At 32.0% G+C, this 13,145-nt stretch carries 11 protein-coding genes; 5 read left to right on the top strand and 6 right to left on the bottom strand.

Annotation, left to right across the window (positions count from 1 at the left end; all coding sequences use genetic code 11):
• Positions 1 to 3: 3 nt before the first annotated feature.
• Positions 4 to 2,502, bottom strand: a complete 2,499-nt coding sequence (locus tag R3L15_RS12285; protein WP_338732008.1) for a DNA cytosine methyltransferase — start codon at positions 2,500 to 2,502, stop codon at positions 4 to 6.
• Complete coding sequence (locus R3L15_RS12280) at positions 2,499 to 2,822, bottom strand: helix-turn-helix domain-containing protein (protein WP_116770141.1); 324 nt, start codon at positions 2,820 to 2,822, stop codon at positions 2,499 to 2,501. The genes R3L15_RS12285 and R3L15_RS12280 overlap by 4 nt, the downstream gene beginning before the upstream one ends.
• A 355-nt stretch (positions 2,823 to 3,177) precedes the next feature.
• Here R3L15_RS12280 and R3L15_RS12275 point away from each other — a divergent pair, with 355 nt between their 5' ends.
• The 3 genes from R3L15_RS12275 to R3L15_RS12265 all read left to right on the top strand — a co-directional run bounded on the left by R3L15_RS12275 (position 3,178) and on the right by R3L15_RS12265 (position 4,892).
• On the top strand, positions 3,178 to 3,378 hold the full coding sequence (locus R3L15_RS12275) for a hypothetical protein (RefSeq protein ID WP_338731368.1): 201 nt from the start codon (positions 3,178 to 3,180) through the stop codon (positions 3,376 to 3,378).
• Between the two features lie 556 nt (positions 3,379 to 3,934).
• Positions 3,935 to 4,135 carry a hypothetical protein gene (locus R3L15_RS12270; RefSeq protein WP_338731368.1) on the top strand — a complete coding sequence of 67 codons (201 nt, stop codon included), beginning with the start codon at positions 3,935 to 3,937 and terminating at the stop codon, positions 4,133 to 4,135.
• A 556-nt stretch (positions 4,136 to 4,691) separates the two neighbouring features.
• The gene (locus tag R3L15_RS12265) at positions 4,692 to 4,892 is read left to right on the top strand and encodes a hypothetical protein (RefSeq protein ID WP_338731368.1); all 201 of its coding nucleotides are present in this window, start codon (positions 4,692 to 4,694) and stop codon (positions 4,890 to 4,892) included.
• 404 nt (positions 4,893 to 5,296) lie between these two features.
• Here the strand turns inward: R3L15_RS12265 and R3L15_RS12260 are convergent, their stop codons facing one another.
• Positions 5,297 to 6,496: a tyrosine-type recombinase/integrase gene (locus R3L15_RS12260; protein ID WP_338732006.1), complete on the bottom strand. Its 1,200-nt coding sequence runs from the start codon at positions 6,494 to 6,496 to the stop codon at positions 5,297 to 5,299.
• Between the two features lie 216 nt (positions 6,497 to 6,712).
• Between R3L15_RS12260 and R3L15_RS12255 the strand changes: the two genes are divergently transcribed.
• Both R3L15_RS12255 and R3L15_RS12250 read left to right on the top strand, forming a co-directional pair.
• Positions 6,713 to 7,045 carry a single-stranded DNA-binding protein gene (locus tag R3L15_RS12255; RefSeq protein WP_338732004.1) on the top strand — a complete coding sequence of 111 codons (333 nt, stop codon included), beginning with the start codon at positions 6,713 to 6,715 and terminating at the stop codon, positions 7,043 to 7,045.
• 148 nt (positions 7,046 to 7,193) lie between these two features.
• The gene (locus tag R3L15_RS12250; protein WP_338732003.1) at positions 7,194 to 9,776 is read left to right on the top strand and encodes a phosphoenolpyruvate carboxylase; all 2,583 of its coding nucleotides are present in this window, start codon (positions 7,194 to 7,196) and stop codon (positions 9,774 to 9,776) included.
• A gap of 13 nt (positions 9,777 to 9,789) precedes the next feature.
• Here the strand turns inward: R3L15_RS12250 and R3L15_RS12245 are convergent, their stop codons facing one another.
• From R3L15_RS12245 to R3L15_RS12235, 3 genes are all read right to left on the bottom strand, one after another.
• Positions 9,790 to 10,650, bottom strand: a complete 861-nt coding sequence (locus R3L15_RS12245; protein WP_338732002.1) for a tetratricopeptide repeat protein — start codon at positions 10,648 to 10,650, stop codon at positions 9,790 to 9,792.
• Positions 10,650 to 11,159 carry a hypothetical protein gene (locus tag R3L15_RS12240; RefSeq protein ID WP_338732001.1) on the bottom strand — a complete coding sequence of 170 codons (510 nt, stop codon included), beginning with the start codon at positions 11,157 to 11,159 and terminating at the stop codon, positions 10,650 to 10,652. Before R3L15_RS12240 ends, R3L15_RS12245 begins: the two co-directional genes overlap by 1 nt.
• A 222-nt stretch (positions 11,160 to 11,381) precedes the next feature.
• On the bottom strand, positions 11,382 to 12,917 hold the full coding sequence (locus R3L15_RS12235) for a leucine-rich repeat domain-containing protein (RefSeq protein ID WP_338732000.1): 1,536 nt from the start codon (positions 12,915 to 12,917) through the stop codon (positions 11,382 to 11,384).
• Between the last annotated feature and the right edge of the window lie 228 nt (positions 12,918 to 13,145).

The raw sequence follows: 13,145 nt of genomic DNA, 5'->3' as shown, positions 1-13,145 counted from the left end.
TATTTAAATTTCCTTTAATAAACCAAAGAAAAATACAGAGTTGTTGTCAATATTTAAAGACCTTGTTCCGTAATTTCTTGCAACTCTATAATAGTTTTCAAATTCTTCTGTGCTATAAAATTCTAAATCCTGTTCAGTAGGTAAACGACTTCCATTTTTTAAAGTCAATAAAGCAACTGAACCATCAGTAATTGTATTTTTTGGTAAAAAACTTGCTCTTGGGTAATAAGTTAGATTTGGAACCATTACTACATCAGATTCGTTGTAGAATTTGGAAACTGCAAGTTCTTCAATTTCATCAACGTAACAATCATAGCCATCAATTTCCTTTACTTCATTATTACCAATATTTCTTGATTTTAAAACTCTTACTTTACCTTTATTTTGAGTGATTGATTTTGTGATTTGCCTATCCCTGAAACTATTAAAAATATCAAGCTTCATTTTCGAAACAACATTATCAAAACTTGCATCCCGATAAATTAACCAATAAGGAAATTTATCAGAAAAAATATAACCTTTACTTTCCTTTTTGTACGAGTTTTTTATGTAACTTTCTATTATAACTTTATCACTTGTTGAAACAGAAGAAGAACATAAAAAACTTACTGTTTCAATCTTTACACCTTTAAAAGCTTTTTCTCCATAGTCGCAAATTTTCTTTAAATCGCAACTTTTTAATACATCTCTTGTTTTATTAAATTCAGGTGCATTTAATAAGCTTTTAGGTACTATTAAAGAAACATGATTTCCTAAACGCAATGACTTTTCGATAAAAAAGGAAAATATATTATTAGTGTCAGAATTTTGAGCTTTAAACTTATATAAGCCCAATAACTCTTTGTTCTTTGTTACTTTTCCATATGGTGGATTACCAACAACAATATCGTATTTTGTCTTACAATTCCAAAGTAGAAAATCAGTGTGTTTGAAATTGATTTTAAAGTTTTTTGGAACTTTAATTTTTGACAAAATTGTCTTTAAAATTTGCAATGAATTGTTGTCAATATCGCAAACATCAAGAATTACTTCGTCTTTGTTTTCATATTTTTCAAATAACAATGGAATGAAATTACCAACTCCAACAGATGGTTCAAGAATTCTTATTTTCTTTTTCTTTTTTAGTTCTGGTAAATCTTTTATTACAGAATAAGCAATATCTTTTCTTGTAAAATAGGCACTTGTTTTTAATCTTTCCGAATTTGAATGCTCTGCTATTAAAAAAATATTATCTAAAGAATAGTTTTTAAAGTTTGTATTTATGAAACTTACAATATTATCAGTTTCATTTAGCTTGAATTCTTCTTCAAGAGATTTAATTTGTGATAAAGACAGACTTTCATTTTTATTAGCTTTTTTAATATTAGAAGCAATATTTTTGAAAACTCCAGTTGGAACTGCTTCTCCTAAACAATGTCTAATATTAAGTTCTTCTTTTTTTAAGAAAGCCTTTTTCTCTAATTCAGTAAACTCATTAAGCTTATCAGTTTTAATATGTGACCATTCAAAAGATTCTGGAATTGATAACATTCTCATTAATTCTCTTATTGAAAATACTCTATTATCTGATGGATGAACTGTATTTTGACTTGCTAAAATATCATTTCTTGTATGAACACAAGGACCTTCTTTATCCCAATACCAACGAGCATATTTATCTCCATTTTTACTCTTGTTGTAAACAACTTCTCCGTTAATAATTCTGTGAGGGATTCTTTCAGGTTCGGAATTATCAAATGCTGATTGACCTTCTTCTAAATTTTCAATCCAAGGTAGCATTCTTTGGTCAAACTCTCTGTAAGAATGAAAAATGTCATTTGAAATTTCACCCATTTCTGTCAATGAAGGTAAATCTCCAATTAACTGACGTAAGGTTTTTGATTTTTGCTTTTTAGGGAAAATATCATAAGGTGTTATATTTGGAATATCTTTTCTTACTCCAATAACTAATGTTCTTGTCCTACTTGAATTAGAACCATATTCTTTGAAGTTTATAATTTTGTATAAGATATTATAATTGCCTCCAAGATTATATTTAATGGCTTGTTTTATTGGTTTTACAACTCCATCAATGTCTGTACAAGTAGTATTTAAAAATGCTCGGACATTTTCAAAGACAAAATATTTTGGAAGAATCTTATTTGTTAATTTTATTGATTCAACAACTAAAGAATTTCTTGATATTTCGTCATTTTTTTTGTGATTAGCAACAGACATACCTTGACAAGGTGGCGTTGCTATTAAAACATCTGGTGTTTTAATTTTATGTTTCTCTTGCCAAAACTTTAATTCATTCAGAAGTTTTTGTTTAACTTCTTGCTTGGTAATATCTCCATCAATGTATCCACTTTCGTATTTACATTTGTTGTTAAAAGCTTGTATTTTAAGTCTTTTAGTAAGTAGTTCGTTAGTAGCAATACATTCAAAACCATTAAGTTTGAAGCCATAGCATCCAACACCAGCACTACTGAAAAGGCTAATATATGTTAATGGTTTTTTCATAATTCTAATTTTCCTTGTTTTACATTCACATTCCTGTAATAGTTTGCAGTATCTTCTGCTACAGAAAAAATGGATTCAGAACATTTGTATTTTAAAGCTTCTTTTACAAATTTGTCAGCAAAAAATAAATCGGTAACAATTTGTAAATCAGTTTGAAATAATTCAGCAAGTTTTTTCAATTTAGATTTACTGAATTTTTGACTTCCATTTTCAATTCTACAAATAGCACTTGTATTGATTCCGATTTTAGTTCCGAGTTCGGTTTGTGTCCATTCTCGTTTTTCTCTTTCAGTCTTAATATAATTTCCGAAACTTGTCATTTGACCCATTTTTAGCAAATGTAAAAATAAATTGCGATTTTTATATCAACTTTCGGTTTTATTTTCAATCAGCGGTGGAAAAAGGCAAGCTCTTTTTATTTTGTGAGGTACGAGCAAAATGAAATGTGCTTGACTGTGCGGTTGGCTTTTCTGAGCTTGTGTACAACGAGTCGCAGATATGCTTCGTTGCGGAAAACGTGCCACGTAAAGTTTACTTTAAAGTGGTAGAAGTTTTAAGAGCAACGAACAAAAGAAAAACCAATTGCGTAGCAATGAAACATATCTGATGTTATCTGCTGTTATTTTAACCGCAAACTAGCTTTTTTATCGGTTAAAAACAAAGATTGAATTAAAAATGAATATTAATAATAAGCAAACAATTATGGATTTAAAATTAAAAATTAGTGTTTCACCTAGTGAAACACCATTATCTAAGAATCAAGTACAATTGATTAATGAACTTTACAATGTCGTAAAAGACAAAAATCTAAAAGACAGTAAAAGAGCATTAATGTTATTATGTGAAAATTTAGATGCTAAATCAACTATTAATTAATTGTATTATTTTTTCGTATGATTCATAAGTTCTAATTAAAGAACTACTAGTTTGAATAATAGTGGTGTCACTATCATCAACCGTTTGACTTATATATTCGATTTTATCGATAATAATTGTAATTTTTTGATTATTTGTGCCAGTAACCTCAATTGTTCTCATTATTTTAATTTTTTAATTAATATTAAGTCAAGGCGTAGCCTTGCAAGGTTTTTCTTTTGGTATCTGCGACTCGTTATCAGCAATTAGAAAATCGGGTAGCCTTTTTGTTGGCAAAAATGCGGATTTTCGTATCAATTCCGAAACACGCACCGAAATAAGCGTGGCGCAGTTGAGGTGCTGTGTTGAGGTTTGTTATTGCTGATAACGAGTCGCAGATATGCTTCGTTGCGGAAAACGTGCCACGTAAAGTTTACTTTAAAGTGGTAGAAGTTTTAAGAGCAACGAACAAAAGAAAAACCAATTGCGTAGCAATGAAACATATCTGATGTTATCTGCTGTTATTTTAACCGCAAACTAGCTTTTTTATCGGTTAAAAACAAAGATTGAATTAAAAATGAATATTAATAATAAGCAAACAATTATGGATTTAAAATTAAAAATTAGTGTTTCACCTAGTGAAACACCATTATCTAAGAATCAAGTACAATTGATTAATGAACTTTACAATGTCGTAAAAGACAAAAATCTAAAAGACAGTAAAAGAGCATTAATGTTATTATGTGAAAATTTAGATGCTAAATCAACTATTAATTAATTGTATTATTTTTTCGTATGATTCATAAGTTCTAATTAAAGAACTACTAGTTTGAATAATAGTGGTGTCACTATCATCAACCGTTTGACTTATATATTCGATTTTATCGATAATAATTGTAATTTTTTGATTATTTGTGCCAGTAACCTCAATTGTTCTCATTATTTTAATTTTTTAATTAATATTAAGTCAAGGCGTAGCCTTGCAAGGTTTTTCTTTTGGTATCTGCGACTCGTTATCAGCAATTAGAAAATCGGGTAGCCTTTTTGTTGGCAAAAATGCGGATTTTCGTATCAATTCCGAAACACGCACCGAAATAAGCGTGGCGCAGTTGAGGTGCTGTGTTGAGGTTTGTTATTGCTGATAACGAGTCGCAGATATGCTTCGTTGCGGAAAACGTGCCACGTAAAGTTTACTTTAAAGTGGTAGAAGTTTTAAGAGCAACGAACAAAAGAAAAACCAATTGCGTAGCAATGAAACATATCTGATGTTATCTGCTGTTATTTTAACCGCAAACTAGCTTTTTTATCGGTTAAAAACAAAGATTGAATTAAAAATGAATATTAATAATAAGCAAACAATTATGGATTTAAAATTAAAAATTAGTGTTTCACCTAGTGAAACACCATTATCTAAGAATCAAGTACAATTGATTAATGAACTTTACAATGTCGTAAAAGACAAAAATCTAAAAGACAGTAAAAGAGCATTAATGTTATTATGTGAAAATTTAGATGCTAAATCAACTATTAATTAATTGTATTATTTTTTCGTATGATTCATAAGTTCTAATTAAAGAACTACTAGTTTGAATAATAGTGGTGTCACTATCATCAACCGTTTGACTTATATATTCGATTTTATCGATAATAATTGTAATTTTTTGATTATTTGTGCCAGTAACCTCAATTGTTCTCATTATTTTAATTTTTTAATTAATATTAAGTCAAGGCGTAGCCTTGCAAGGTTTTTCTTTTGGTATCTGCGACTCGTTATCAGCAATTAGAAAATCGGGTAGCCTTTTTGTTGGCAAAAATGCGGATTTTCGTATCAATTCCGAAACACGCACCGAAATAAGCGTGGCGCAGTTGAGGTGCTGTGTTGAGGTTTGTTATTGCTGATAACTCGTTATATGCGCACTAATATACGCATTTAAACAGTCTATTTTCCGGATATCGTGACTTTTTTGTCTGGATAACTATAATTCTTTAATCCCTTAACAGTAGCATCTAAAGGATTACTTATACGCATTAAATCCTCCTTAGCCACATGAGTGTATATCATAGTAGTTTCAGGTTTTGTATGCCCTAATAAACTTTGAATATGGCGTAAATCAACCCCGTTTTCAAGCATGTGCGTGGCATAACTATGGCGTAAAGCATGTGGTGAAATAGCAGGTGTGATATTAGCTATATAACAAGAACGTTTTAGCATATGTCTAACTGAACTGGCATGATATTGTCCACCATCACGACCTTCAATAAGGAAATGGTTTGGTCTGTAGGTTTGTATATAATTAACCAACATAGGTTTAAGCACTTTAGCCAAAGTAACCATACGATCTTTTCTGCCCTTACCACGCCTTACAAAAACTTGATGCCGTTCAAAGTCTAAATCTTCTGGGCGTAAAGCAAGTAGTTCACCAATACGCAATCCGCCAGAATATAATAGCGAAATAATAACACGATGTTTAAGGTTTTTAGTCACCTGTATTAAGCGTATTACAGCTTCTTTAGAGATTACTTTAGGTAAATTCTTATCGCGTTTAGGGCGTTCAAACTCACTAGCATCAAAAGTATCCATGTCGCAAAATGCTGTTAAATACTTTATAGCACTCACACATTGTCTGTGGCTACTTATGCTATAATTTTCATTATACATAACATTGCTCATAAACTTATCCAAGCACGAATTATCCCATTTACTAATAGCTAATAACCTATGGTAGTGTGCAAACCGTAAAATAAAATACCCATATGTACTTACCGTTTGTTCGCTTAATCGTTTGCCACGTAAAAAAGAGGCATACTTATTAAGTAAAATTTTATGGCTCTTAGGAAGTCTATTAAATAGTTGCTTTTTATTAAATTTAACAGGCTTTTTTTTGGCTGGTTTAAAAGCCTTTTTAGGCTGTTTGGGCATGGCAGAGTAATCTACATAGTAGCCTTTATCACGTAAATAAGTAAATAAAAGATGAAGTGTTTTTACTGTGTGTGCTACATAAAACGTTCTGTGTGTTTTAGACCAATATACATGCGGAAACTCGCGAATATCTTCCTTAATACTATGGTTGTATTTAAAACCAATAGCAATATTAGCCGCGTTGTTATGATGTAAAGGTGTAAGTGTAATTTGTTTCATAATCAATACCATATAAATATAAACTAAAAAAGTATGCTACCATAGAATTACCTCAATGTTATACGATATTAATTGATTAACAAACGACTTCAAACGACTTCAAACGGATATAAATAAGTAATAACCGATTATTTTTAACGACTCACATCATATTTGTAGTGTTGAATCTTAAAATGGTTCAATGGCATTAACTGTTTAACCTTAAAAATATAAATTATGAACACGCTTAGAAACAAAGTACAGTTGATTGGTAGATTAGGGCAAGACCCAGAATTCGTGACTTTTGAAAACGGTAACAAAATGGCCAAGTTTTCAATAGCTACAGATGATAGCTACAAAAACAAAGATGGTCAAAAAATTGAACGCACCTATTGGCACAACATTATAGTACGTAATGGCTTGGTGAAAGTAGTAGAAAATTATGTAACCAAAGGTCAGGAAATAGCTATAGAAGGTAAGTTAACCAATCGAACATGGGAAGACAAAGATGGCAATAAACGCTACACTACCGAAATAGTTTGTAACGAACTCTTAATGTTAGGGAAATAATTCAATTAATAAAACACAAGAAAAGAGGCTTTTTTCAGCCTCTTTTTTTATTGAAAACGATTTCGAATTAAAAAAAACGGAAATCTTAAATAATATTAGAGTTCTTGCGCTTTGTTTCCTATTTTTATAGAAAACTAAAACAGTTTTAATGAGCACACAACCAAAATTAACACGATTTAAGCAAAACGTTTTATCAAAATATCAAATCTATAACAGCATCTTCATGACGCTGCCTTTCGATACTATTTCTAAAACAGGCGTGTTATTACCATTGTTTCATGAAACTTGCGAAAAAGGGTTTAAAAACGGCGACGATCCTACAACCATTGTACAAACTTTTTTTAAAAAATATCAAGCGCGACGTAACGAAGAAAGTCAGATTAATTTGTTATTTCGGTTTATACAATACATAGAACGTCAAGTCGTTTTGTTTGATGCCATAGAAGACGCCGCCTTTCCTGTAGTGAATAATATGGATGGAATAGGTACATTACGAAGCTTAAAAGAATCGGTAGCATCAGAAAATAAATTAGATACTTTAAGAACCTATTTAGAAGAGTTTAAAGTTCGTATTGTATTAACAGCGCATCCTACACAGTTTTATCCAGGAGAAGTTTTAGGCATTATTACCGACCTTTCCAAAGCCATAAAAACCAATAATCTATTAGAAATTAACGACCTCTTAGCGCAATTAGGAAAAACGCCGTTCTTTAAACACGAAAAACCAACACCTTACGATGAAGCTGTAAGCTTAATTTGGTATTTAGAGAACGTTTATTATCAATCTTTCGGAGCTATTTTCGATTATATACAAGAAAATATTTTCGATGGTCAACCTGTACAAAACGACATTATAAACATTGGATTTTGGCCAGGTGGTGATAGAGATGGAAACCCTTTTGTTACCCCAGAAACAACCCTAAAAGTTGCTAATAGACTAAAAGAAACCATTGTAAAAAACTATTATCGCGATATTAGAACCTTAAAGCGTAGATTGACGTTTAAAGGCGTTGAAGAACATGTGTTAGATTTAGAATCTAAGCTGCTTCAAATGACCGATAACCCAAACGACAACACATTAACAGCCAATGCTTTTGTAAAAGCACTAAAAACCATTCGCGATAGCCTTGTAACTAACCATCAGTCGTTGTATGTGTCGTTAGTTAATAGCTTAATCAACAAAGTGCATTTATTCGGATTTCATTTTGCTAATTTAGATATCCGTCAGGATAGTCGTGCGCATGCCAAAGTGTTTAATACCATGGTAGATAAACTTATTGAAAGCGGTAGCACTATTTTTCCAAGTAATTATCACGAGTTGTCCGAAAAGGAACAAGTTAAAGTGCTTTCAGAAATTAAAGGCCATGTTGATTTATCTCTTTTTGAAGATGATGAGGTGTTGAAAACCTTAAAAACTATTCAAGCCATAAAAACCATTCAGCAAACCAATGGCGAGAAAGCAGCAAACCGATACATAATTAGTAACAATCAAACCACATTAAATGTCATGCAACTTTATGCCATGTTAAAGCTTGTGGCATTTGAAGATGATTTAACCGTTGATATTGGTCCGTTATTTGAAACCATAGAGGATTTAGAAAATGCGCCAGCCGTTATGGAAGAATTATATACCAATCCTAATTATGCAGCGCACTTAAAAAAACGTGGTAATAAACAAACCATTATGTTAGGCTTTTCCGATGGAACTAAAGATGGCGGTTACCTTATGGCAAATTGGGGTATTTTTAAAGCCAAAGAACGCTTAACAGAAGTGTCTCGTAAATACGATGTTACGGTTATTTTCTTCGATGGTCGTGGTGGGCCTCCTGCTCGTGGTGGTGGAAAAACACACCAGTTTTATGCTTCTCTTGGGCCGACTATAGAAGATAAAGAGGTGCAATTAACCATTCAAGGACAAACTATAAGTTCCAATTTTGGGACACTAGATTCTTCGCAATACAACTTAGAACAACTTATAAGTTCTGGGATTCATAATCGTTTGCATGAAACTAACTCAGGCATGTCGCAAGATAATATTGCTGTTATGGACGACTTAGCGCAAATAAGTTATAACACTTATACAAACTTTAAAGCGCATCCTATGTTTGTGCCTTATTTAGAGCGTATGAGTACCTTAAAATATTATGCAAAAACCAATATTGGAAGTCGCCCATCTAAACGCGGAAAATCTAGCAAACTCGTTTTCGAAGATTTAAGAGCTATTCCATTTGTAGGAAGTTGGAGCCAATTAAAACAAAATGTGCCAGGCTTTTTTGGTGTAGGAACCGCACTAAAACATTATGAAGACAATAATGAGTTCGATAAAGTAAAACAACTCTATAACGAATCGAGTTTCTTTAAAACATTAATAGAGAATAGTATGATGTCGTTGTCCAAATCCTTTTTCGATTTAACAAAATACATGGCAGATGATCCCGAGTTTGGTGACTTTTGGACTATTATTTTTGAAGAGTATAACACCACCAAACGTCTTATTTTAAAATTAACAGACTATACCGAACTTATGGAAGAAGAGCCAGCAGGTAAAGCCTCGATTGCTATAAGAGAATCTATCGTTTTACCGCTGTTAACCATTCAGCAATATGCTTTAAAAAGAATTCAGACGTTACAAAAAGAAACCAACCCAGATAAAGCACAATTAGACGTATTTGAAAAGTTAGTGACCAGATCGTTATTTGGAAATATAAACGCTAGTAGAAACTCAGCTTAATGTAGAAGTTAAGCTACTTTTTTGTTTTATTAGTGGTAATAATACCTGCTTTCTGAAAGGATTTTAATTCATTTTCAATAGTTTCAAGATAAATTTTATCCATTGGGTTTGAATACGTGTCAAACATTCTTTTTCCTACAATGTAAAGTTGCTTTGCTTTGTTTAAACAAGATGTGTATTTAGTGAAGTTATCTAATTCTCGGTATGTTAATGCTAAATAATACTGGTTTTCGGCCAATTCATTGTTTTCAGACTGCTTTTTAAATGTGTTTATAGCTTTTTCATACTGGTTTGTTTCCAAATACAGAACGCCAAGATGTAGATAGTCGTAAGCACCTACAAAATTTTCCTGAACGTTAAGTTGTATTTGGTTTTTAATTATGGTAATGGCTTTGTCTTTATCGCCAATGGCTTTATAACATAAACCTTTGGCAATGTTTAAATGATAGGTGCCGTTTTGTGAGTAACCAATATCGTAATCCACTAAGCTATCTAGTTTTTCAATATCTTCTATTAACCCTTCATAATCTCGAAAAAACTGATAGCGACACCAACCTCTATATCCTAAATGTGTTTTGGGATTTAAAGCCACAGCTTTATCAATAAGTGTTTTCCATGTTATGAAATCGCCACTTTTTAAATAGGCAATGGATTTTGCCCAATATGGGTAATCAAATGTAGAATCTATTTCTATAGCGCGATCAAGGATAGATTGATATTCCTTACTAAACTGATAATGTCCGCTAATTTCCATGGCCTTTATACAGGCCTTGTATTTTAAGGTGTCTCCATAATGCTTAAAGGCTTCGCAATTGGGTTGCGCAAACAAAAACAATGAAAAAAACAATGCTATTGTGAAAATTAGATGTCTCATTATGGTAAAATTTCGGTTATGTGTCCATTAGTTATTTTAAAAATAAGATACATATAGTAATCTACTGAAATATTATCCCTATGTAATATTTCCCATTTTTCGATGTTTTTTGTAATAGTTAGGAGTTGATTAACAATGCGATTATCGAATGTTTTTTCTTGATAATTGTAATCGGATTGTAAAACCCTAAACCGACCAGCTTCCCCCTTACAATTAATGATAAATCGTAACCTAATATAGCCATTTTGCTTATTGTCGATAAAGGGTTTGTATTGTGATTTAAATAAGTCTAAAATTGAAGATTTTTCGCCTTTATACATAGGGCCTTCACTCAAATTGAAGTATTGTAGAACGTTATCATCGCCTTTACATACTTTAAAGTCTGGATCGTCAATAGCATTGTTTTGCTGGATGTCGCCAACCCATCTTAAGTAGCTTTGTGTGCTTTTGGTTTTGGTTTGACAGCTTAAAATCATTAAAAATAGAATTGCAATAAATGTTTTTTTCATTGATGCTTTTATTTTCTTCAATTTAAGATATTCTTGTTAAAACCAGTAACCGAAAACAGATAATGCTATAAGCGCATAAAATAGAAGCAAAAAGAGTTCTAGCTTATGTTTCTGGATATACTCTATCATATAAAAATATTAAACCCATTGTGTGCTTTAAGAAATGCTAAACTTCAAAAAAAAAAGACAATGGGTTTTTCAAATTGATTAATAGCCAATTTTTTATTTAATAAGTACCTTTTTGGAGACCATACCTTTATCAAAGTCCAGTTTTAAGATATAAATACCCGACGCCATTGAGCCAGTTGTAATTTCTGATTCTGACCCTGTTTTTATTTTTTGACCAGAAATGGTATACATACTGTAGCTCTCTAACCGAATGTTATTGGAGGTTTCCACTTTTATACTTTCGGCAGTAGTAATTACTTTAACGGCATTTTTTAATTGAAACTCACCAACACTCAAAGCATCTTCGGTTACAGGATTAAATCCTGTCCATAACGCTCCTGCATCAGTCACGTAAGCACCCATTGTGCCTCCAGGGATATGTAGGTGGATACTACTACGAGCCTGATTAAAAGTATCTGAATTAGGCGCACTGCTTGTAGCGATTGTTGGCGGCACCATACCCTGGCAATAAACGTCTGTAATTGCATTAGTTCCACCCATACCTCCAAATGCAACTATACCTATACTGGTAACACTTGCTGGGATAGTAATGTTATTTAAAGCATTAAAACGAAAAGCAGCATCACCTATACTAGTTACGTTATTTCCTAAAACAAGATTGGTCATATTGTTGTTTTGTGCAAAGGCTATATCATCAATAGTAACGACACTATCTGGTATAATCACTGAAGATAAATCATTATTAAAAAAAGCATTCTCACCAATATTTACAATGCTGTTTGGAAGTGTTACGTCAGTCAAGTTTTTATAATCAAAAGCAAAATCGCCAATTTCAGTAACACTATATGTTATCAAACCATTTGGTATTGTTGCAGGAATATTAACGACGGTTCCTCCAGCTGTATTGTAGTCTACAGCTTTAACAGTGCTATTTGCAACTGATGTCACTTCATAAGTGATATTGTTATCTACATAAGTATCGCCTACATTCAAATTTTCGGTTACAGTATTAAAACCTGTCCAAAGTGCTCCTGTATCGGTAACATATGCAGCTGTTGTACCTGCTGGTATGTATAAGTCTATATTGCTTCGATCTCCATATAGAGCAAACGAATCGTTATTGTTTGCTTCTGTAATTATTATAGGAGGTGTTGTTGCCAGTGTAGTTACTGTTGACAACGAATAATTCCCTCTAAATGCACCAATACCAATACTGGTTACATTATTAGGGATTGTAATGCCTTGTAATTGACAGTATTGAAAGGCATATTCATCTATTGTAATTAAACTGCTAGGTAAAACAACACTAGAAAGGTTGGTATTACCAAATGCTTGCTTTCCTATACTAGTTACAGCATTTGGAATACTAACACTAGATAATGAAGCTGCTCCTTGAAAAAAATGATCACCAATGGCTGTAACATTGTACGTGGTGCCTGCATTTGAAACTGTGACGGGAATATCGACATTTATATTATTTAAAGTTCCTCCTGACACTGCTGTAACGGTATTTGCAGATGTTACGGTGTATTGTAATACGTTTCCGTAGCTATCAGTTGCAGTAAACGTTTGGGAATAGCCTATGGCCACCATAAAAAGAATAAGTAAAGAAAGTAGATTTTTTTTCATTGTAATTGGGTTTTAAAAAATTAGTAGTACCACTAAATTATTTCCGAAAAATCCAAAGCCAAAACCAAAACCAGTGATTGTGACCAATACCATATTAAATAGTGATGAAGCATTTTGCAGTAACTATAAAAGTTGTCTTTTTATTTTTATGCCTTTGAAACTGTTGTTTTTAAAAGGTTTGTGACGAAACCATTTAAATTAGTGACGAACACAAAAACCTGTTTTTAA

Source organism: Mangrovimonas cancribranchiae, assembly GCF_037126245.1.
GTDB lineage: Bacteria > Bacteroidota > Bacteroidia > Flavobacteriales > Flavobacteriaceae > Mangrovimonas > Mangrovimonas cancribranchiae.
Note: the sequence above shows the minus strand (reverse complement) of the source record. Positions and strands in the feature narration are given on the sequence as shown.